This window comes from Marichromatium bheemlicum, assembly GCF_012276755.1.
GTDB lineage: Bacteria > Pseudomonadota > Gammaproteobacteria > Chromatiales > Chromatiaceae > Marichromatium > Marichromatium bheemlicum.
This window is the reverse complement of sequence record NZ_JAAXKX010000004.1, coordinates 93,405-114,869: the sequence shown is the minus strand read 5'-3', so window position 1 is coordinate 114,869 and position 21,465 is coordinate 93,405. Positions and strand designations below refer to the sequence as shown.

Here is a 21,465-nt window from a genome sequence, read left to right as displayed (position 1 = left end):
ACCCGGAGACCCAGATGACCGAACAGGCACAACAGCCCGTTGCCGAAGCCGACGACAACAAGCTGATCGCGCAGCGGCGCGAGAAGCTCGCCGAGCTGCGCAAGACGGGGGTGGCCTTCCCCAACGATTTCCGTCGTGATGCCCTGGCCGGCGAGCTGCTCGAGCGCTATGCCGAGGTCGACGGCGAGGGCCTCGAGGCGCAGCCGGTGCGCGTGCGTCTCGGTGGCCGGCTGATGAGTCGTCGGGTGATGGGCAAGGCGAGCTTCGCCCACATCCAGGACATGAGCGGTCGCATCCAGCTGTTCGTGCAGCGCGACCAGCTCGGCACCGAGGCCTACCAAGCCTTCAAGCGCGACCTCGATCTCGGCGACATCCTCGGTGTCGAGGGCGTGCTGTTTCGCACCCGCACCGGGGAGCTGTCGGTCAAGTGCGAGAGCCTGCGGCTGCTGACCAAGTCGCTGCGCCCGCTGCCGGAGAAGTTCCACGGTCTCACCGACATGGAGAGCCGCTACCGTCAGCGCTATCTCGACCTGATCATGAATCCCACCACCCGTGAGACCTTCCGGGTGCGCACCGCGATCGTGCAGTTCATCCGCAACTATCTCAACGCCAGCGGCTATCTCGAGGTCGAGACCCCGATGATGCAGGTGATCCCGGGCGGCGCCGTGGCGCGTCCCTTCATCACCCATCACAACGCGCTCGACATGGATCTGTTCCTGCGCATCGCCCCCGAGCTGTTCCTCAAGCGGCTGGTGGTCGGCGGTTTCGAGAAGGTCTACGAGATCAACCGCAACTTCCGCAACGAGGGGCTGTCGACCCGACACAACCCCGAGTTCACCATGCTCGAGTTCTATCAGGCCTATGCCGATTACCATGACCTGATGGATCTCACCGAGGCGATGCTGCGGGCGATGGCCGAGCAGGTGCTGGGGCGCACGACCATCGACTACCAGGGCGCGACCTACGACTTCGGCAAGCCGTTTGCGCGGATGACGGTGCGCGAGGCCATCCTCCACTTCAACCCCGCGCTTACCGCCGCCGACATCGACGACCTCGATGCTGCACGGCGTGTCGCCGAGGGCCTGGGCATCGCGCTCAAGCCGACCTGGGGCCTGGGTAAGGTGCAGATCGAGCTGTTCGAACACACCGCCGAGCATCGTTTGATGGACCCGACCTTCATCACTGAGTACCCGACCGAGGTCTCGCCGCTGGCGCGGCGCAACGACGCCAACCCCTTCGTCACCGATCGCTTCGAGTTCTTCGTCGGCGGGCGCGAGCTGGCCAACGGTTTCTCCGAGCTCAACGACGCCGAGGACCAGGCCGAGCGCTTCCGCAAGCAGGTCGCCGAGAAGGAGGCCGGGGATCTGGAGGCGATGTACTACGACGCTGACTATGTGCGCGCGCTCGAGCACGGCATGCCGCCGACCGCGGGCGAGGGTATCGGCATCGATCGGCTGGTGATGTTGTTCACCGACGCCCCCTCGATCCGCGACGTGCTGCTGTTCCCGCACATGCGCCCCGAGGGACGGGGCCCGGCGGCCTGAGCCGTCGTCGTCGACCGTGCCTCAGGCCCCCGGCTCGAGGGCGTAGGGCAGGGAGTGGAGTTCCAGCACTGGCCCGTGCTCGCCGAGTCGCGCCTCGCCGTGCTCGGCGATCGCAGTCTCCAGCACGACCAGCAGCTCGTAGCGTCCGGTGCCATGTGGTGCGGCATCGACCACCCGGCCGCTGGCCTGGTTGGAGCGACTGGCCGCAGCGAACAGGACGTCACCCGGGCTCGGTGGCGGTGTCATCTCCGCGGCGAGTTCGACCGTGGCGCGGTACATGCGGCGCTTGAGCGTACCGAGGTGCTGCATTCGGGCCACGACCTCCTGTCCGGTATAACAGCCCTTGTGGAAACTCACCCCGTCGAGCAGTTGCAGATTGAGCATCTGTGGGATGAAGGCCTCGGCGGTCGCGGCGTAGACGCTGGGCAGCCCGGCGCGGATGTCGAGCCGTCGCCAGATCGCGCCGTCGCTTGGCGTGGCGTGCGCGGCCAGGGCGTCCCACAGGCCACGGACGCGCTCGCCGGCGGCGAGCAGCAGATAACGTGGCGTGGCGTCGGGCAGGGTGATGACGCTCACCCCGTCGTGGGTGCGCTGGGCGTTGGCCTGTGCCGGGGCACTCAGGTCGAGTTGTTCGAGCAGCGTGGGCGCCTCGGTGCCGCCCAGCCCGAGCGCGAGCAGCTGCTCACCTGCACGTTCGAGTCGTACGCGGCTACGCAACACGTAGCGTTGCAGTTGCGCGCGCGCGGCCTCGACCCGTTCGCTCGGCAGCAACAGTGCGCGCGTGGCATCGAGCGCGAGCAGCCGACCACAGGCGAGCACCCGTCCCTTTTGGGTGCAGAGTGCGGTGAGCTGGCTGTGTTCGGCGGAGAGTTCACGCACATCATTGGTGAGCTGCCCCTGCAGGAAGTCGGCGGCATCCTCACCGCTGACGAGCAGGGTGTCGAGCTGGGTGAGCGCGAACAGCCGGCAACCGGGGGTGTGGTTGTGCTCGGGGAAGTGGGCCTGGCCGTGTTCGTCGAACCGGGCGCCGCGGGTGTCGAGAAACTCTCGCCATTGCGTCATCGTCAATACCTACCTTGGAACCTTTGGTCTCTACGCGGGAACTTGCTAATCCTTATGCGACCGAAGCCACCTCGGGACAACCCCGATGGCGCTGTGCCTGTCGGGGGGCGCCCCGGGTACACGGTCATCCCCATCGCCACGACCCATCAACCCGAAGGGGGGGTGACGCCGGCGTGCGTCGCCGCCCTGTCCATATGGAGAGAACAGCGCCTTGTCGAGATATCAAGCGACCCCGCCCGTAGACAGTCTGGTGCTCTACAAGACCCATCCGGCCCGCGTCCTCGGCGTCGGCGACAAGATCGAGATCCAGCTCGACGGCGGCAGCACCAAACGCGTGCGTCCCAAAGACATCGTGTTGCTGCACCCGGGGCCGTTGCGCTCGCTCGGGGAGCTGACGGTCGCCCCTGAGGGTGCAGTCGACGAGGCCTGGGAACTGCTCGAGGGAGAGGTGACCACGCTCGCCGACCTTGCCGAGTTGGCCTTTGCCGAGTTCACCCCGGCGAGCGCCTGGGCGAGCTGGCTGCTGGTGGCCGAAGGGCTGCGTTTTCGCGGTACCCCGGAGCGCATCGAGGTGCAGGCGCGTGCCGAGGTCGAGCGCGAGCGCGCCGAGCGCGAGGCCAAGGCCGCCGCCGAGCGTGACTGGAAGGCCTTCCTCGAACGCATGCGCGCGGCGGCCCCCGCCCCGGAGGATCGTCCGCGCCTCGCCGAGGTCGAGCGTCTGGCGCTGGCGCAGACCGAGCGCAGCCGTATCCTCGAGGCGCTCGGTTATCCGCAGACCCCGGAACACGCCCATCGTGCCCTGGTCGAGGTCGCCTACTGGCCGCCCAACCACAACCCCCACCCAGCGCGGCGCGGGGTCTCGACCAAGGATGCCGCGCTCGCGGTCCCGGCGCTCGACGAGGACGAGCCGCGTCTCGACCTGACCCATCTCGAGGCCTTCGCCATCGATGACGAGGGCAACGAGGATCCGGATGATGCGCTCAGTCTCGAGGGTGATCGCATCTGGGTGCACATCGCCGATGTCGCCGCCCTGGTCGGCCCCGACAGCCCGCTCGATCTCGAGGCGCGGACCCGTGGTGCCAACCTCTATCTGCCCGAGCGGATGGTGAAGATGCTTCCGGGCGAGACCACCACGCGGCTCGGGCTGGGACTGCAGCCGGTCTCGCCGGCGCTCTCCTTCGGCTTTCGCTGCGATGCGCAGGGCGAGCTGTACGACATCGAGGTAGCGCGCAGCTGGGTGCGGGTGCAGCGACTGACCTATGGCGAGGTGGAAGGTCGTCTCGACCAGCCCCCCTTTGACGCGTTGCGGGCCGCGATCGGGCGTTTCCATGCCCGCCGCCAGGCCAACGGTGCAACGCGGCTGGCGCTGCCGGAGGTCAACGTGCGGGTCGAGGAGGGTCGGGTGGTGATCCGTCCGCTGCCCCGACTCGAGAGCCGTGAGCTGGTCACCGATGCGATGCTGATGGCCGGTGAGGCCGCCGCACGGGTCTGTCTCGAGCAGAACCTGGCGATCCCCTTCGCCACCCAGGTGCCGCCGGACCCGGCCGAAGAGGCCACCGACCTGGCCAGCATGTACGCGCGGCGGCGTTGCTTCAAACCGACCCGGCTGCTGTGCGAGCCCGACCTCCATGCCGGGCTGGGGCTGGCGCTCTACACCCGCGCCACCAGCCCGCTGCGTCGTTACTCCGATCTGCTGGTCCATCAACAGCTACGGGCCTGGCTCACCGGGGCGCGACCGCTCGATCGCGAGCAGGTGACCGAGCGTACCGCGCAGGCGGAGCTGGGCGCGGTCGCGGCCCGGCGCGGCGAGCGGCTCTCCAATCAGCACTGGAAGCTGGTCTATCTGCGTGACAACCCCGGTTGGCGGGGCGAGGGCGTGGTGGTGGCCGTCGAGGAGCGCAAGGTGGTGGTGCTGGTGCCCGAGCTGGCGCTGGAGGCGCGGGTGCGCACCCGTGAACGCCCGGCGCTCAACGACACCTTGCGCCTGGCCGTCGCCAACATCGACCTGCCCGAACTCAGCGCGAGCTTCCGCGTCCTCGGTTGAGCGCCCGGGGATTCGGGTATACCCTTGCGAACGTTATGGCTTCGTGCCGATGAGGCGCGGGGGCATCGAGTGGTCGGCCGGTGCATGCCGGCCGACGTGCAGCACCGGGCTCAGGCGCCCCAGCGCCGTACCGTTCCGGTGTCGAGGTGGACGAAGTTCGAGCGCGGATAGTAGCCGACGCCGCCGCGTCCGAGTGCCACGGCGGTATCGCGTAGATGACGGATCGAGAGATCGGGGAAGCGTACGTCGACGGCCTGTCCGGTCATGTGCAGGCTCTTCTTGGCCACGCCGCTCGAGGTCCGTCGCAGCATGGCGTTGGTGCGTGGCGAGCGATAGGCGCTGAGGATCTGGTAGGTGGCATCGGGGTCGCCGAGGCGCAGCTTGACGTCGTAGAGGATGTCGAAGAGTTGCGGGTCGATGGCGACGACGTCGTTGGTGCGGAAGTCGCGGAAGAAGTGATTGAGCTTGTTCAGCCCCTCGCGCTGGTAGCGGTCGCCAATGCGGTAGGTGACTGCAATCTTCTCATTGGTATGCAGATGGTGCAGGGACAGCACCCGTGGTCGTTCGGCCGGCGTCCTGGCGAATACGGGCGCTGCAGCGGTCGACAGGGCGAGCCCCAGGAAATGGCGTCTGTTCATGTTCCCCCCCGGTACATGACGTTGAACGGATGACGTGGCGAATATGCTTCGCCCGGGGCGTCCGGGTGCGCGCTGCGTGTAATGGCAGGGTGGCGCTTGACGCTCGAGCGATATGGAATGGTGAGTCTGCTCAAAGGCGGCGTTGACAGCCTGTGCATGACCCCGATCCATGGGTTGGTCATTATATCCTTTGGCGTGATTGAGTCAAATGCTATTTGCCTAATAGTGATTATTGTAAAACTTGACAACTAGCTTTAAGTGTTTTTTGCAACGTGTTGTTATTAATTGTTTTGTTAATGTGTTTTTAATAGATTAAGTGATTTGTCAAAAGCACGTCGCCGTCGTTCTTGAAGTCTTTTATGAAAACTGTTCAGGGGCGTTTTTTGGTGTCTCGGTTTTTTCTTTAACGCGCTGTTTTTGTTTGTTTTTGTTGATGTTTTGGTGGGCGTGCTAGACGGTTTTTCAGGAGCTTGAAGGCGTCTTTTGGAATAATTTTTAGAATGCCTGTGTATGATAAAAAGCAGCGCTGTTGAATGCGCTTTAACACTTGTTTTAAAAAGATATTGTGGTGGCTGGAAAAGGCGCTGTAACGGTCGTGGTTGAATGGCCGGCGAGAATGTCGTTTCATGCCTGGTGATGAGTGCCACGATATCGTGCTGATTAGTGGCCAATTGCAGACGCCGACGGGGTGCGGTAATGACCGCAGAATCCACTTCGAGGGGACGCATGATGCCGACGCAACACGCTGATAAATCAAGCGGTGTGGTCTTTCGACGTGGGGTGGAACGCACCCTGGCCTTAGCCTTCTGGGTGGTGTCGTGGGGGAGCTGCGGTGTCGGCGTGGCCGATGTCTACAAGTACGCCGATGCCCACGGCAACATCTATTTCACCGATGTCGAACTCGAAGGGGGGCAGTATCGGTTGCTGTGGCATCGGCACTCGCGCCAGCTTGCCGCCGAGAATCGTTCCTCGAGTGCCGCACGTCTGCGGATCGAACGCGCCGCGCCGCTGCCTGGGGTCTTGCGTGAGCGGCGGGCCGTCTATGCCGCGCTGATCTCGGCCAATGCCCGTCGCTACGGGCTCTCGCCGGCGTTGCTGCATGCGGTGATCCGTGCCGAGTCGGCCTATGATCCCCGCGCCGTCTCGCCGGTCGGCGCCCAGGGCCTGATGCAACTGATGCCGGCGACAGCGGCCCGTTACGGGGTTGCCGACAGCTTCGATCCCGCTGACAACATTCGCGGCGGCGCGGCCTATCTGCGCGATCTGCTCGATCTCTTCGATAACGACCTACGCCTCGCCCTGGCCGGCTACAACGCCGGTGAGGGCGCGGTGCTCAAGCACGGGCGCGACATCCCCCCCTATGCCGAGACCCAGGCCTATGTGCGCAAGGTGCTGCGGTATCTGGGTGCCGAGCGCCCGGTGCACGTGACCATCTCCAGCGTGCCCGGGGAGGGTGGTTGAGCGCGCGGCGGTTCAGTCCTCGCCGATGACCCGCTCATCGCGCGGGGTCGAGAGCAGGCGCTCGGCCTCGGCCTGCTGGGCGGCGAAGATCAACCGATAGTCGCTCCCGGGTGGGGCGTCGGTGGCTTGGCGCCGAGCACGGACCAGGGCGCGGGCGTCCTGATAGCGGGTGAAGGTGTCGAGGTGTTCGAGCCTGAGTGGCTGCGTGGTGATGCGATAGACGAAGTACGGCATACGGATCCTCCTGGTGGCGCGCGTGTGACGCGCCCCACGCCCGTCCGGGCGCGGGGCGAGGTTAGCGAAGATTCTTCTTGTAGGAGGGGACCTGGGCATTGCGCGCCTTGGAGACGTTGGCGAACTCCAGGGTCACGCTGGCCAGTTCCACCCCGGTGAAATCGGTGTTGGTGAGGTCGGCGCGATGGAGGATGGCGCCACCGAGCACCGCGTCGCTGAGGTCGGCGTCGCTGAGATCGGCATAGCGGAAGTTGGCGTCCTGCGCCGAGGCGTGGGAGAGCCTGGCGCCGTGTAGGTTCGCCTCCTCGAGGTTGGCGAGATTGAGCACGGTGAAGCCGTCATCGAAGGCGCTGCCGAGGTCGGCCGCGCACAGTCGGGCGCGTACCAAGTTGGCGTCGTTGAGGTGGCTGTCGCGTAGGTCGGCGCCGCTGAGATCGGCCTCGGTGAGATTGGCCTTGATCAACAGCGCGCGATGGGCGTGCACCCGAACCAGGTTGGCGCCCTGGAAGTCGGCGCCGCGCAGATCGGCGTGGGCGAGGGTGGCGCCGGCGAGATCGGCCTGGCGTAGCTCGACGTTGCGCAGATCGGCGCTGGTGAGGTCGGCTCCGGCCAGTCGTGCGGCGTTGAGCATCGCCGCCCGCGATGGCCGATCGGCGCCGAGCCGGGCTCGCACCAGATTGGCCTCGGCGAGATCGGCCGCGCGCAGCTGGGCGCCGACCAGGATCGCCTCGCGCAGACAGCTGCCGTGCAGTCGAGCGCCGACCAGGTCGCTGGCGCTGAGGTCGGCGCCGCTGAGGTCGAGCCCCGAGAGGTCGGCGCCGTCGAGGCGCATGTCGCGCAGATCGGCGCCGGCGAGGCTGTCACGGTCGATTTCTGCCAGTACGTCGCCACTGTCGCGGTGTCTGATTTCGATCATGCCGGGATCTCCTCCTGATCCGTGTCGTTGATGGTTGGGTCTGGGCCTGTCGGCGCCTCCCGCGCCGCACCGGGCCGATCGACAGGCCGTCGATCGCGCGGATAAGATTCTTGGTTCGGCGACCGATGGCGGCCGTCGCTCGTGGTCGATTCACGAGACCATCCAACAGGAAGCGCCATGAAACTCGAAACTCTTGCCATTCATGCCGGGTTCGAACCCGATCCCACCACCAAGTCGGTGGTGACCCCGATCTACCAGACCACCAGCTACGCCTTCGACGACACCCAGCACGGCGCCGATCTGTTCGACCTCAAGGTCCCGGGAAACATCTATACCCGGATCATGAACCCCACCAATGACGTACTCGAGCGCCGGGTCGCGGCGATGGAGGGCGGGATCGGTGCGCTGGCCTTCGCCTCCGGTATGTCGGCGGTGACCAACGCCATCTTCACCCTGGCCCAGGCCGGTGACAACATCATCGCCGTGTCGCGACTCTACGGTGGCAGCTACAACCTGTTCGCCCACACCCTGCCGCGTCTCGGCATCGAGGTGCGTTTCGCCGCCCCCAACGATATTGCCGCCATGGACGCGTTGGTCGATGCCAAGACCAAGGCGGTGTTCTGTGAGTCGATCGGCAACCCCGCCGGCAACGTCGCCGACGTCCAGGCGATGGCCGACATGGCCCATGCCCACGGCGTGCCGCTGATCGTCGACAACACCGTGCCCTCGCCCTATCTGCACCGTCCCTTCGAGCACGGCGCCGATATCGTGGTGCACGCCCTGACCAAGTACATGGCCGGTCACGGTACCACCATCGCCGGGATGATCGTCGACTCGGGTAAGTTCCCCTGGGCCGAGCACGCTGAGCGCTTCCCGATGCTCAACGAGCCCGATCCGTCCTATCACGGCGTGGTCTACACCCAGGACATGGGTGAGGCGGCCTTCATCACCCGTGCCCGGGTGGTCCCGTTGCGCAACATGGGCGCGGCGCTCGCGCCCTTTAACAGCTTCCTGGTGCTGCAGGGTATCGAGACCCTGGCGGTGCGCATGGACCGTCACTGCGACAACGCCCTGGCCGTCGCCCAGTATCTCCAGGACCACCCGCGTGTGGCCTGGGTGCGCTATGCGGGGCTGCCCGACAACCCCGACTACCCGCTCATCCAGCGTTACATGGACGGCGGTAAGGCCAGCGCCATCCTCTCGTTCGGCATCAAGGGCGGTCGTGAGGCCGGGGCGCGCTTCATCGACGCGCTCAAGCTCACCGTGCGGCTGGTCAACATCGGCGACTCCAAGACGCTCGCCTGCCACCCGGCGACGACGACCCACCGTCAACTCTCGCCCGAGGAGATGGCGCGCGCTGGGGTCAGCGAGGACCTGATCCGACTCTCGATCGGCATCGAACACATCGACGACATCATCGCCGATCTCGACCAGGCCCTGGCCGCCTCGGCGGGTTGATCCGTTCGCCCCGCGTTTGTCGCGGGGCGTCCCTGTCATGGCACGGATCACCTCACTGTTTCCGCTCTGGGCGCTGGCTGCGAGCCTGCTTGCGCTCACCTTTCCAGATCCCCTGGCCGCGCTCAAGCCCGGCATCGTGCCGCTGCTCGGGGTGGTGATGTTCGGCATGGGTGCGACCCTGAGCCCGGGGCAGTTCACCGCGGTGCTGCGTCGTCCCGGGGTTATCGGTCTGGGCGTGGCATTACAATACCTGCTGATGCCCTTCGCCGCCTGGGGGATCGGACTCGCCCTCGGCCTGCCGCCGCAACTGCTCGCTGGGCTGGTGCTGGTCGGCGCCGCCCCCGGTGGCACCGCCTCCAACGTCATCTGTTATCTGGCGCGCGGTGATCTCGCGCTCTCGATCACCCTGACCACGGTCTCGACCCTGCTGGCGGTGGTGCTCACGCCCGTGCTCACCCTGCTCTACGTCGGCGAGCGGGTCGCGGTCCCCGCCCTCGACATGTTCTGGTCGATCCTGCGCATCGTGCTGGTGCCGGTCGCCCTCGGGGTGCTGGTCAACCGGCTGTTGGGGGCGCGGGTGGCGATGCTCGAACGGGTCTTCCCGCTGATCTCGGTGGCGGCCATCGTGTTCATCATCGCGGTGATCGTGGCGCTCAATCACGACCAGCTCCTCACCCTGGGGCCACTGGTCGCGCTCGCCGTGGTGCTGCACAACCTCACCGGATTGAGCCTGGGCTATACGCTGGCGCGCCTGCTGGGGCAGGGCGAGGCACGGGCCCGGACCCTGGCGATCGAGGTCGGGATGCAGAACTCAGGGCTCGCCGTGGCACTTGCGATCAAGTCCTTCTCCACCGCCGCGGCACTGCCCGGGGCGCTGTTCTCGATCTGGCACAACCTCTCCGGCGCGCTGCTCGCCGGGTGGTGGTCGCGGCGGCCGCCGCCGTCTGGGGCTTGAACCACGAAGGCTCAAAGCGCGCAAAGGGGGGTTAAGCCGCCAGCCTCCAGTCGTCAGCCTCCAGCGGGCGCCGTACTCGACGGCAGCGCGACCTTCGATGGGCACGCTGCGCTTTGCCTATCCTTCGACGCTTGAACCGCGAAGATACCGTCTTGCCCGTCAACCGCCGATCATACGCGCCAGCCTTCCCAGCTGGACGCTGATTCGAACCGCAAAGGCGCTAAGGACGCGAAGGAGAGGAGTGCCGTCAGCCGTCAGCTGACGGCTCAGGTCAGGACGTAGGTTGGGTTGCCGACGGCAACCCAACGCCGCGTCGTTGTCGATGTTGGGTTGCCCGTCCTGGGGTGAGGTTATGTCGCCGGGGTGGAGCGGGCAACCCAACCTACGGTTGGCCGCTGACTCGAACCGCGAAGACACCAAGGACGCAAAGGGGTTTTAAGCCTCCGGCCTCCAGTCGTCAGCCGCCAGTGGGAGCTGTACTCGGCGGTAGCGCGATCTTCAATAGGCACGCTGCGCCTTGCGCCAGTTGTCGAGGACAGACCGCCACTGGCGGCTGGAGGCTGATCGCTGGAAGCTCTTTCCCCCTTCGCGTCCTTTGTGTCTTTGCGGTTTTTTGATTATCAACGGCTTGTAAGTTTTTGATGATCCTCGATCGAGGATGAGGGCTTGCGCGGGGGAGGTGTTTGCCCCACCTCGAGGAGATCCTTCCATCGGTTGCCGGATCGCTCGAAGCTACTGCTCTATGGGTGTCTAACCCCTTGACGGGGTGGGCGTGGCGGGGGCGTCGGCGGCGGTGGGTGACGACCCGAGGAGCCTCCGTCATGCTGATTCGCAAGCCTGCCGATATCCCGTCCTCCGAGATCACCCCGCCGGAGGTGTGGCGCGCGCGTCGTACCTTCATCCAGGGTGCCGCGCTGGGGGTGGGCGCGGCGGCGCTGGCGCCGCTCGGCGCCGTCGCCTCGACCTATCCACGTCCCGGCGAGGACGAACCTCTGACCCCGCGTGAGTTCGTCACCGGTTACAACAACTTTTACGAGTTCGGGACCGACAAGGGGGATCCGGCGGCGCATGCCCATCGGCTGCGCACCCGGCCCTGGTCGGTGGTGGTCGACGGTGAGTGCGCGCGTCCCGGCGAGATCAGCATCGAGGACATGCTCAGCGGGTTCGATCAGCAGGAGCGCATCTATCGGCTGCGTTGTGTCGAGGCCTGGGCGATGGTGATCCCCTGGGTCGGCTTCCCGCTCGGTGAGCTGCTGGCGCGTTTCGAGCCGACCTCGCGGGCGCGCTATGTCGCCTTCGAGACCCTGTTCGACCCCGAGCAGATGCCCGGTCAGCGTCGCCAGGTGCTCGACTGGCCCTATCGCGAGGGGCTGCGTATCGACGAGGCGATGCACCCGCTGACGCTGCTCGCCACCGGGCTCTATGGCGAGACCCTGCCGAACCAGAACGGCGCGCCGCTACGGCTGGTGGTGCCCTGGAAGTACGGCTTCAAGAGCATCAAGTCGATCGTACGCATCCGCTTCACCGCCGAGCAGCCGCCGGCGACCTGGAACAGGATGCAACCCGACGAGTACGGCTTCTATGCCAACGTCAATCCCGCCGTCGACCATCCGCGCTGGAGCCAGAAGAGCCACCGCATGATCGGTGACGGCTGGTTGGCCAAGCGGCGCGAGACCCTGCCGTTCAACGGCTATGCCGAGGAGGTCGCCGGGCTCTATGCCGGCATGGACCTGAGGCGCTTTTACTGATGGCCGGGCGCGACTGGGTGGTCTGGGCCAAGCCCGGGGTCTTCCTGCTCTGTCTGCTGCCGTTGGCGCTGACCCTGGCGCAGGGGCTCGGTGGTGGGCTGGCGCTGGGGGCCAACCCGGTCGAGACGTTGCTCCATCGCAGCGGGCTGTGGACCCTGCGGATGCTGCTGCTCACCCTCGCGCTGACCCCGCTCAGCCGTGCCCTCGGGCGGCCCTGGCCGATCCGGCTGCGGCGCATGCTGGGGCTGTTCGCCTTCTTCTACGGCATGCTCCATCTGCTGGTCTATCTGTGGCTCGACCGCGCGCTCGACTGGCCGGTGATCGTCGAGGACCTGACCGAGCGGCCCTACATCATCGTCGGCATGGTGGCGCTGGTGCTGATGAGCGTGCTGGCGCTGACCTCGACCCGTGGCTGGCAGCGTCGGCTGCGGCGCAACTGGAAGCGGCTGCACCGCGCCGTCTATCTGATCGGGGTGCTCGGGGTGTTGCACTTCCTCTGGCTGGTCAAGGCCGATCTGCGCGAGCCGCTGATCTATGCCGTCATCCTCGGCGTGCTGCTGGCGCTGCGGCTGCCTTGGGGGCGCTGGCGGCGTGCCTGGGTTCAGTCCGCCCCGGCGGTGGCGCGGCGCTCGGTGAGTTCGTCGCGATAATCGAGGAAGTCGAGCAGGTGTGCGCCCAGCCGGGCATCGATCTCGCCGGCCTCGGGCTCGTGCTCGGGCTGGTCGCGATGCCGATAGGCGAGATCCGGGGCCACCATCTCCAGGGTGATGTAGGCGAACAGGCTCTCGGCGACCAGGGTCGCGGCCTGGCAGCGCCATTCCGGGTGATCGCGATCGAGTCGGGCGAGCCGCTCGGGCTCGATGGTGCCGGTCTGCAACCGGGTCCAGTCCTCGATCAGTTGGTGGGTGGCGGCGGAGGTATCGTGCATGGTGTGTTGGCTCTGGGGACAGGGGTCGTCTCAGTCTAGGGATGCCTCTGCGGCGGGTAAACCCTGGTCGTGGTCCCGCTGTCGCTTGGTGCCGGGCCTTGCCGAGGCGCCCCTGATCACCTCCAGGGCCGTCTTCGGCCACATCTGGTGGTCTCGAAACCAATCGGGGCGATGGCCTTCTTCAGGGTGTTCGATCTGGAAAACGCGCAAATGAAACAGAGGGATAGGGTGGAATTGACGGTCGCTTCCCGTAAGCCCCCTTGTATTCATCGAATCAACCTGTATCATGGAAAACACATCGAGTGTCCAGGATGGTTCTTGCAAGTCATCGGTTGATGACCTGAAGACGAAACGCCATGGCCTGCGACGGATCGCGCTGTCGAGTCATCTGTCCCTCGTCGATCAATGACGACAGCGCCTATCTTTGTGCCCCGTCTGTTCGTGACCGATATCGCCCATCCTGGGCATGTTCATGTAGATCGAGGGCCGAGGCGTTGCTGCACATAATCTGCAGAAGCACGGTCCTTAATTAACGCTCGATTCATTTGCGCTTTATTGCGCACATCCCTCGCGTCGACCGCTCTCGGCATTGATCGGGTGGGGCCGCCGCGACCTGTCGACAGGTGTGAACGCGCGTCTTGTCTTGGCGTTCTGGCCTTGGCCAGGCGGCAGAGCCCGCGCAACATCACAGCCTGTGACCATCCGGCAAGCGGGTGGTGAGCCCAGCAAATCGTCATCGGATATCAATGCGTACATGGTCGTTCTGCCATGTGCCATGGAGCAGCGCGCTTATCGTGTGCCTGCAGGCGCCTGTGCGCCGTTTCAGGAACCAACAAAGGCGTGGTTCCGGAGAGCCCCAGGGGCCAGGGCTATCGCATCAAGGATCTCTAATATTATAAGATGCCAATATCTTTTGATATCAGTCTATTGTCGCCATCGTGCATCGAAACTCCGTCCTTATTCCCACGAAAGATCTCGGACTGTGCAAGACAAGATCCGCAACTGGAGCGAGGCTTCGTCTTGATCATGGCGCCAAGAAGCGAGCCCTCGGCGAAACCTCGTCTTAAGCAACGAGTGCAGAACCCCCTATCGCTTTGAATTATATCTAATATTAGCGTAATCGAATATTAGGGGTGCTTGATGCGATAGCCCTGCCCCAGGGGCCGGTAAGGCAACAGTTTCAATGTGTTTGAGGAACACCCTAGCGAAATGAAGTAAAGCCCGTCGTCCGAGAATGTCAGGAATGGGTATTCATTGCTCCTCCCCAGTGCGAGGCAATCACCATGGCGAGTGCATTTCGTGCTTGCCAAAACACAACAGGAGAAACCATGAAAGACTCCCAATCCATGAATCAGGCTGGTCGTGATGTGCACAAGCTGATCGGTGTGACCGCAGCCAAGCTCAACGAACTCGAGCAGTACTACGACAGCTGGTCCGAGACCTACGAGGACGACCTGACGTCGATGGGCTACGAGGCCCCGCGCCTCGCCGCCGAGGCGATCAAGTCGCACAACATCGATCCCACGCACCCGATCCTCGACGCCGGTTGCGGCGTGGGCCTGACCGGGCTGCACCTGGGCAAGCTCGGCTACACCGCGATCACCGGTGTCGACTACTCCCCCAAGTCGCTGGAGAAGGCCGAGGCGCGCAACTGCTACGCCGAGCTGGCGCGCGTCGACCTCAACAAGCCGCTGGACTTCGCCGACAACCACTTCGCCGCCGCCCAGTGCATCGGCACCCTGACCTATATCGACAACATGGCCGGGCTGATGCGCGAGTTCCATCGCGTGGTCAAGCCCGGCGGCATCGTCCAGCTCAGCCACCGTGTCGACCTCTACGACGACGCCTACAGACAGGCCCTCGGCGCGCTCACCGACCAAGGCCACTGGACCCACGTCCATCACTCCGAGCCCCAGCCCTACATCCCCGGCCACCAGGACTTTGGTGACGACCAGGCGATCATCTTCGACATCTTCCGCGTGAAGTAATCGTCCCAGGCGATTGATTCGCCAAGGCCAGTGGCCGATGTCCGGCATCGGTCACAGGCCGCCGCGTCGCGTTCGCGATCGCGATCGGCGTGTGTCGGTCTTGCCGCTGCTCCTTGATTGCTGGTGCGTACAGGGTGGGCACGCTGCGCTTTGCCCACCCTACGGGAGAGTACGGGAGAGGCGGGGTGGGTGGAATCAGGGGGCGGTATCCTGGTCGCAGGTCAGACCATGGTGTTGCAGGATCTGTTCGATCTGTCCGGCCTCGGGAATACGTATCTGCCGCGCGGCGGACAGGGCGATGCAGAGCAGCCTGTTGGCCGAGGCGCGATCGGTGGGCGTGTTTCGTTGCAGCAAGGCCAAGGCAATCTTTGCGCGACAGACCAGCAATGAACGGAGGTCGCCGAGTCTTTCGAAGGATGGGAGAACTTCTTCCGTCAAAATGCGCAGCGCCTCATCGAGGTTGCCGCGCGCCTGAAGGATGTCAGCGATCTGACCTTGGGTGACGGCCTTCTCGCGGACGTCGCCGAGTCTTTCGAAGACGGGGAGTTGTTCTTCTGTGCGGATGCGCAACGCCTCGTCGAGATCCCCACGAACCCGTTTCAGTTCCGCTAACTCGTCCCACCACTCCAGACGGTGACGGCAGATGCGTTCGTCGTCGTTGTCGCCGGTGGTGGCAAGTCGGGCCTGTAGTTCTTGCACGCGTTCGTCCTGTTCCTCGCGGGTGAGGCGGGGATCGATGCCCCATTGCCAGTCGCGGGGGGCGACGGTGCGTGTCTGGTCGGTGGTCAGTTCGGGGAAGTCGAGGGTGTCGCTACGCCAGTCGAAGAAGTCCGGTGCACTGGCGGTCAGACGGCCGAGGAGACGGCGAGGGAGCCAGATGACGACCGCGACCGGTACGCGCCTGGGCCAGTCGCCACGACTCAGGTTGAGGGCGTTGGACAGGCGCTCGGTGCGTTTTTCGTCGACAAGCTGCGTCTCCAGGCCGACGATCATGACCGGGCCTGGTGGGCTGAGTTCGGCGACGGCGTCGATGGGTTCCAGTTCGTCGGGATCGGGCAACTCGATGCGGTGGACGGTCGTCCCCGGTAGTGAGGCATCGAGGTTCTCGATCAGCCGGTCACGTGTGATCAGGGAGTCGCAGGTGCAGAGCTGGAGCGAGAACCCTTGAAGAGCTTGTAGTCGCAGTGGCCGGGTTTGGCGCGGCGCAGGCTGCGGGCATACAGCTCGACGACGTTGTCCTCGCCGCGTACGTCATCGAAATCCACCCAGCGGTCATCATCGGGCAAGAGCGATTCGGTAGGTTCGCACTGCTGGTAGAGACGGGTGATGGCGGATGGGGTGTCGGTCATGGGTCTTTCTGGGATTGACGCTTTCGGCCAATTGTACGGGATATGGGTGCGGTTCGGTGATGATGCCCGAGGTTGTGGTGGAGCGCTGGGCCGATGGGGTTGCGCCGCGACCCACCCGCTTGCGCTATCATGGGGTTCGATCCCGTTCGTGTGCCGCTTTCGTCCGCTCCCCCTCTGCCGTGTCTTCCTTGTCCTCCGATCCCTTGGCGCTGGTGTTCCAGGCGCTGGTCCTGCCGTTGTTGTGGTGTCTGCCGCCGTTGCTGGTGTTGCTCGGCGCGCGATTGCTGTTGCCGCGCTGGCGGGGCTGGCAGGGCGAGCGCATGGTCGGGCGACGGCTCGAGGCGCTGTTCCCCGAGGTCCTGCACGGGGTGGTGTTGCCCGACGGGCGCGGCGGGTTGACCCAGATCGATCATCTGGCGCTGACCCCGCGCGGGTTGCTGGTGGTCGAGACCAAGCACTATCGCGGCGCCATCCAGGGCGCGGCCGAGGCGACGCACTGGGTGCAGCTGATCGGTCGGCGGCGCTATCCCTTCGTCAATCCGCTACACCAGAACCGTCGTCACGTCCGCGCGGTGGAGGCGCTGGGGCTGGGGCAGCCGGTCCATGCGCGGGTGGTGTTCACCGATGGGGCGCGGTTTATCGATGCGGTTCCGACCGGGGTGTCGCGCTGCGCGACCCTGGCGCGCGATCTGGGCACCTTGCGTGGTGGCCGGGTGGGGCGTGCGAAGCGCGCGGCCTGGGCGCGGTTGCGGGGGCAGGTCCGACGCGGTTGGCTCGCGCGCTGGCGGCACCGGCGTCAGGTGGAACGCCGCCACGGGCGCGACTACCGCACCCGGCTGGGTAAGGTGTTGCTCGGGGCGGCGGGCGCGCTGGCGGGGTTGTTGTGGTGGCGGCTGTGGGGGACGGTCGGGGCGTGAGCCGGGTAGGGCGCCCGTGGACGAGTCCACGGGCGCTGCGGCTCAGCCGGCCTGGGGTGCGGTGTCGGCTTCGTCTTCGTCGATCACCGGGCCGCTGTGCTCCTTGGGTGAGAGCAACAGATAGAAGGCCGGGACCACGAACAGGGTGAACAGGGTGCCGATCCCCAGCCCGGTGACGATCACCAGACCGATGTCGAAGCGGCTGACCGCGCCCGGGCCGCTGGCGGTGAGCAGCGGGATCATTGCCACCAGCATCGAAGTGGTGGTCATCAGAATCGGGCGCAGCCGGATCGTCGAGGCCTCCTCGATCGCGGCGCGCTTGTCGAGCCCATCGCGTTCGCGTAGTTGGTTGGCGAATTCGACGATGAGGATGCCGTTCTTGGCGATCAGCCCGATCAGGGTGATCAACCCGACCTGGGTGTAGATGTTGACACTGGCGAAGCCGAGGAAGAGGAAGATCATCGCCCCGGCGATCGACAGCGGCACCGACATCAGGATGACGAAGGGATCGCGCCAGCTCTCGAACTGGGCGGCGAGCACCAGGTAGACCACCACCAGCGAGAGGAAGAAGGTGACCTCGAGCGCGCTGCCCTCGGTCCTGTATTGACGCGACTCGCCCTTGTAGTCCCAGCTCACGCCGCGCGGGAACTGCTCGCCTGCGGTCTCCTCGAGATAGCCGAGCGCCTCGCCGAGAGTGACACCGGGCATCGCAACCCCAGACAGGGTAATGGCGTTGAGCTGTTGGAACTGGATGCGCTTGGAGGGCTCGACCTGGTTGCGGACGGTCACCAGGGCGTCGAGCGGCACCAGCTCACCGTCGCCGTTGCGCACATAGTAGTCGCTGAACTCCTCGACGCTGTCGCGGAAGGCACGTTCGACCTGGGGGATGACCTGATAACTGCGTCCCTCCAGACTGAACCAGTTGACGTAGTCCTCGTTGAGCATCACCCCGAGGCTGCGCCCGAGGTCGGCCATGCTGATGCCGAGATCGCCGGCGAGGTCGCGATCGACCTCGAGCACGGTGCGCGGTCGCTCGTACTTCACGTCCTTGGTGAGGAACATGAACTTGCCGCTGCCCATCGCCTGCCCGAGCAGGGCGTCGGCGATGCCGGTGAGTTCCTGGTGCGAGCGATCCGAGAGGATGACGAACTCCACCGGCAGACCGTCGCCCGGGGTGGGTAGGCTGGGGCGCGGGAAGATCACCGTCTCCATCCCGGTGATCCGGGAGACGGCGCCCTGGAGTTGCGGCTCGATCTCCATCTGCGAGCGCTCACGCTCATCGGTCGGCGGCATCTTGAAACCGCCGAAGGTGGTGCTCTGGTCGCCACCCATGCCGATGATGATGAAGCTCTCCTTGTACTCGGGGAAGGACTCGAAGATCGGCAACATCTGGGTGTTGACGTAGTGCTTGTCGTAATCGATGGTCGCCGTCTGTGGCGCGGTGGCCATGAAGAAGAGGATGCTCTGGTCCTCGGTGGGGGCCAGCTCCTTCTCGGTCATGCTGTACATCACATAGATGCCGCCGAGCAGCGTCACTGCGACCAGCAACGTCGCCGAGGGGTAGCGTAGCCAGCGCACCAACAGGCCGCGATAGCTGTTGGAGAGCCAGCCGAAGAAGCGCTCGACGCCGCGCTCGAAGCGGCTCTGCTCGCTGCTGGCGTGCAGTACCCGTCCGGCGATCATCGGCGAGAGGGTGAGTGCGACCACGCCCGAGACCAGCACCGCGCCAGCGAGGGTGAAGGCGAACTCGGTGAACAGCGAGCCGACCAGTCCGCCCATGAAGCCGATCGGGGCGTAGACGGCGATCAGCGTGGTGGTCATGGCGATGATCGGTAGCGCCAGCTCACGGGCACCGTCGAGTGCGGCACGCAGCCCGCTCTTGCCCATCTCGAGATGGCGATGGACGTTTTCGACGACGATGATGGCGTCGTCGACCACCAGACCGATGGCCAGCACCATCGCCAGCAGGGTGAGTAGGTTGATCGAGAAGCCGAGCAGCAGCATCAGGAAGCCGGCACCGATGATCGACAGCGGCACTGCGATGGAGGGCACCAGCGCGGCGCGAATCGAGCCGAGCGAGAGGAAGATCACCAGCAGCACGATCAACACCGCCTCGCCGAGGGTGGCGAAGACCTCGTCGATCGAGGACTGGATGAATTCGCTGCCGTCGTAGGCCTCGAAGCCCTGTAGGCCCTCGGGGAATTGAGCGCGTAGTGCCGGCATCAGCTCCTTGACCCGAGAGGCGACCTGCAATGGGTTGGCGCCCGGGGTCGGCTCGATCCCGATGAATACCGCCGGGTTGCCGTCGTGCAGGCTGCTCGAGTCGTAGCTCTTGGCGCCGAGTTCCACCCGGGCGATGTCATCGAGCCTTATCAGGGTGTCGTCCTGATCGCGGATGACGAGTTGGCGGAAGTCCTCGACTGCGCTGACATCGGTGGTCGCCGAGAGGTCGACCTGCACCATGTTGCCCTTGACCTTGCCGATGCCGGCGAGGTGGTTGTTGTTGGCGAGCACCTGGGCGACCTCGTCGCCGCTGATCCCGAGCGAGGCCATGCGGGTGGGATCGAGCCAGACGCGCATGGCATAGGTCTGGTCGCCGAAGATCTCGGCCTTGGCGACGCCATCGATCGCCTGGAGCTGGGGCTGGACCACGCGCAGCAGATAGTCGGTGATCTGCGGCAGGGTCATCTGCTCGCTGGTGAAGGCGAGATACATGAGCGCGGTGGAGTCGCCGGTGGAGGAGTCGATCACCGGGTTCTGCGCCGCCTCGGGGAGGACGTTGGTGCGACTGGCGACCTTGGCCTGGATCTCGGCGACCGCGGCGTTGGGGTCGTAGTTGAGCTTCATGTGCGCCTCGATCATCGAGGTGCCGGCGCTGCTGGTGCCGAGGATGAAGTCGATGCCGTTGGCCTCGGCGATGGCCTGTTGCAGCGGGGTGGTGATGAAGCCCTGTACCAGGTCGCTGCTGGCGCCCGGATAGGCGGTGGTGACGGTGACCACCGTGTTGTTGGTCTCCGGGTACTGACGGATCTCGAGATCGAGGAAAGAACGGATGCCGAGGATCAGGATCAGCAGGCTGACGACGCTCGCCAGTACCGGGCGGCGGATGAAGATATCGGTGAATCTCATTCGGCATCGCCCTCGTCGGTCGCCGGCTGTTCGATCACCTGCACCGGCTGGCCGTTGGTGAGCTTGACCTGTCCCCCGAGTACCACGCGGTCACCGGCAGCGAGGCCGTCGAGGATGGCGACCTGCTCGCCGTTGACGGCACCGGTGGTGACCTGACGGCGTTCGACCAGGGTCTGACCCTCACGCTCGACGATCTGATAGACCGAGTCGCCATAGGTATTGAAGGTGATTGCCTCGCGCGGCAGGGTCAGCACCGCGTCTTGGGTCGGCAGCAGGGTCTCGACCCGGGCGAACATGCCCGGGCGCAGCGCCAGGTCGGGGTTGGCGAAGCGGGCGCGGATGCGCACGTTGCGCGTGCCCTGGTCGATCCCGGGGTCGATGGCCTCGATCTCGCCGCTGAAGAGGCGATCGGGATAGGCCGCGACGCGCACTCGAACCGGCTGACCGGGGTGGAGTGCGGCGAGATGGCGCTCGGGCAGGGCGTAGTCGACATAGACCGGGTCGAGCGCCTGGAGCGAGACGATGGCGGTGCCGGCGGCGAGGAACTGGCCGAGATCGACCTCACGGATACCGAGTTGCCCGGCGAAGGGCGCGCGGATGGTCTTCTTGCGGATGTTGGCCTCGGTGGCCTTGACCTCGGCGCGGGCCTGATCGAGCTGGGCGGCACGCTCGTCGACGTCGCCCTGGGCGACGGCGCGGTCGCGCAACAGGGTACGATTGCGTCGCAATTGGATCTCGGCGAGCTGCTCGGCGGCCTTGAGACCCTCGAGGGTGGCGCGATCCACATCGTCCTCGAGGCGCAGTAGAATCTGCCCCGCCTCGACCATGGCGCCGGACTCGAACAGGATCTCGCGGACCTGGCCGTCGACCTCGCTGTTGACCTCCACACCCTGGACCGCCTGCACCGTGCCGACCCCGGACAGCGAGGGCTGCCAGCGGGTGGTGGTGACGGTGACGGCGGCGACTGCGGCGGCGGGCCGGGGTTGGGAGAAGGCGGCGATCTCCTGCGCGACCTGATTGTACTTGAAGACGGCGAGGGCGCCGATCAGCGCGGCGAGCGCTGCCAGCACGGTGAGGATACGGGCGATCATGCG

At 65.6% G+C, this 21,465-nt stretch carries 18 protein-coding genes; 9 read left to right on the top strand and 9 right to left on the bottom strand.

Annotated features, from left to right (window positions below; all coding sequences use genetic code 11):
- The first annotated feature begins 14 nt into the window (after nt 1–14).
- A complete protein-coding gene (lysS, locus tag HF203_RS04760) occupies nt 15–1,544 on the top strand; it encodes a lysine--tRNA ligase (protein ID WP_168667113.1) in 1,530 nt (509 codons plus the stop codon).
- A gap of 21 nt (nt 1,545–1,565) precedes the next feature.
- Here the strand turns inward: lysS and ygfZ are convergent, their stop codons facing one another.
- Nucleotides 1,566–2,606 carry a CAF17-like 4Fe-4S cluster assembly/insertion protein YgfZ gene (gene ygfZ / locus HF203_RS04755; protein ID WP_168667112.1) on the bottom strand — a complete coding sequence of 347 codons (1,041 nt, stop codon included), beginning with the start codon at nt 2,604–2,606 and terminating at the stop codon, nt 1,566–1,568.
- 211 nt (nt 2,607–2,817) lie between these two features.
- On the opposite strand from ygfZ, the gene HF203_RS04750 reads away from it, so the two are divergent.
- The gene (locus HF203_RS04750; RefSeq protein WP_168667111.1) at nt 2,818–4,650 is read left to right on the top strand and encodes an RNB domain-containing ribonuclease; all 1,833 of its coding nucleotides are present in this window, start codon (nt 2,818–2,820) and stop codon (nt 4,648–4,650) included.
- Between the two features lie 110 nt (nt 4,651–4,760).
- On the opposite strand, the gene mepK is transcribed toward HF203_RS04750, so the two are convergent.
- Nucleotides 4,761–5,288 (bottom strand): peptidoglycan L,D-endopeptidase MepK, encoded by a 528-nt coding sequence (gene mepK / locus HF203_RS04745; RefSeq protein WP_168667110.1) that lies wholly within the window; start codon nt 5,286–5,288, stop codon nt 4,761–4,763.
- Between the two features lie 780 nt (nt 5,289–6,068).
- On the opposite strand from mepK, the gene HF203_RS04740 reads away from it, so the two are divergent.
- Entirely contained in the window at nt 6,069–6,749 is a 681-nt protein-coding gene (locus HF203_RS04740) for a lytic transglycosylase domain-containing protein (RefSeq protein ID WP_343043881.1), read from the top strand.
- A 12-nt stretch (nt 6,750–6,761) separates the two neighbouring features.
- Here HF203_RS04740 and HF203_RS04735 read toward each other — a convergent pair whose 3' ends face one another.
- Together HF203_RS04735 and HF203_RS04730 are read right to left on the bottom strand one after the other, a co-directional pair.
- Nucleotides 6,762–6,983 (bottom strand): hypothetical protein, encoded by a 222-nt coding sequence (locus HF203_RS04735; RefSeq protein ID WP_168667109.1) that lies wholly within the window; start codon nt 6,981–6,983, stop codon nt 6,762–6,764.
- A gap of 61 nt (nt 6,984–7,044) precedes the next feature.
- On the bottom strand, nt 7,045–7,899 hold the full coding sequence (locus HF203_RS04730) for a pentapeptide repeat-containing protein (protein WP_168667108.1): 855 nt from the start codon (nt 7,897–7,899) through the stop codon (nt 7,045–7,047).
- A gap of 177 nt (nt 7,900–8,076) precedes the next feature.
- Between HF203_RS04730 and HF203_RS04725 the strand changes: the two genes are divergently transcribed.
- From HF203_RS04725 to HF203_RS04710, 4 genes are all read left to right on the top strand, one after another.
- The gene (locus tag HF203_RS04725) at nt 8,077–9,357 is read left to right on the top strand and encodes a bifunctional O-acetylhomoserine aminocarboxypropyltransferase/cysteine synthase (RefSeq protein WP_168667107.1); all 1,281 of its coding nucleotides are present in this window, start codon (nt 8,077–8,079) and stop codon (nt 9,355–9,357) included.
- Nucleotides 9,358–9,394: 37 nt separating this feature from the next.
- Nucleotides 9,395–10,312, top strand: coding sequence for a bile acid:sodium symporter family protein (locus HF203_RS04720; protein ID WP_168667105.1), 918 nt, complete (start codon nt 9,395–9,397; stop codon nt 10,310–10,312).
- 821 nt (nt 10,313–11,133) lie between these two features.
- Nucleotides 11,134–12,060, top strand: coding sequence for a protein-methionine-sulfoxide reductase catalytic subunit MsrP (gene msrP, locus HF203_RS04715; protein ID WP_168667103.1), 927 nt, complete (start codon nt 11,134–11,136; stop codon nt 12,058–12,060).
- Nucleotides 12,060–12,710, top strand: a complete 651-nt coding sequence (locus HF203_RS04710) for a protein-methionine-sulfoxide reductase heme-binding subunit MsrQ (protein WP_168667101.1) — start codon at nt 12,060–12,062, stop codon at nt 12,708–12,710. Before msrP ends, HF203_RS04710 begins: the two co-directional genes overlap by 1 nt.
- Here HF203_RS04710 and HF203_RS04705 read toward each other — a convergent pair.
- Entirely contained in the window at nt 12,662–12,988 is a 327-nt protein-coding gene (locus HF203_RS04705) for a hypothetical protein (RefSeq protein WP_168667099.1), read from the bottom strand. The genes HF203_RS04710 and HF203_RS04705 overlap by 49 nt on opposite strands.
- A 1,328-nt stretch (nt 12,989–14,316) precedes the next feature.
- On the opposite strand from HF203_RS04705, the gene HF203_RS04700 reads away from it, so the two are divergent.
- Nucleotides 14,317–14,976, top strand: coding sequence for a class I SAM-dependent DNA methyltransferase (locus HF203_RS04700; protein WP_168667097.1), 660 nt, complete (start codon nt 14,317–14,319; stop codon nt 14,974–14,976).
- Nucleotides 14,977–15,171: 195 nt separating this feature from the next.
- Here the strand turns inward: HF203_RS04700 and HF203_RS04695 are convergent, their stop codons facing one another.
- Entirely contained in the window at nt 15,172–16,035 is an 864-nt protein-coding gene (locus tag HF203_RS04695) for a tetratricopeptide repeat protein (RefSeq protein ID WP_168667095.1), read from the bottom strand.
- A gap of 68 nt (nt 16,036–16,103) precedes the next feature.
- On the bottom strand, nt 16,104–16,325 hold the full coding sequence (locus HF203_RS04690; protein WP_168667093.1) for a hypothetical protein: 222 nt from the start codon (nt 16,323–16,325) through the stop codon (nt 16,104–16,106).
- 188 nt (nt 16,326–16,513) lie between these two features.
- Between HF203_RS04690 and HF203_RS04685 the strand changes: the two genes are divergently transcribed.
- Nucleotides 16,514–17,242, top strand: coding sequence for a nuclease-related domain-containing protein (locus HF203_RS04685; RefSeq protein WP_168667091.1), 729 nt, complete (start codon nt 16,514–16,516; stop codon nt 17,240–17,242).
- Nucleotides 17,243–17,284: 42 nt separating this feature from the next.
- Here the strand turns inward: HF203_RS04685 and HF203_RS04680 are convergent, their stop codons facing one another.
- Nucleotides 17,285–20,371, bottom strand: coding sequence for an efflux RND transporter permease subunit (locus tag HF203_RS04680; RefSeq protein ID WP_168667089.1), 3,087 nt, complete (start codon nt 20,369–20,371; stop codon nt 17,285–17,287).
- On the bottom strand, nt 20,368–21,462 hold the full coding sequence (locus HF203_RS04675; RefSeq protein ID WP_168667087.1) for an efflux RND transporter periplasmic adaptor subunit: 1,095 nt from the start codon (nt 21,460–21,462) through the stop codon (nt 20,368–20,370). Before HF203_RS04675 ends, HF203_RS04680 begins: the two co-directional genes overlap by 4 nt.
- Between the last annotated feature and the right edge of the window lie 3 nt (nt 21,463–21,465).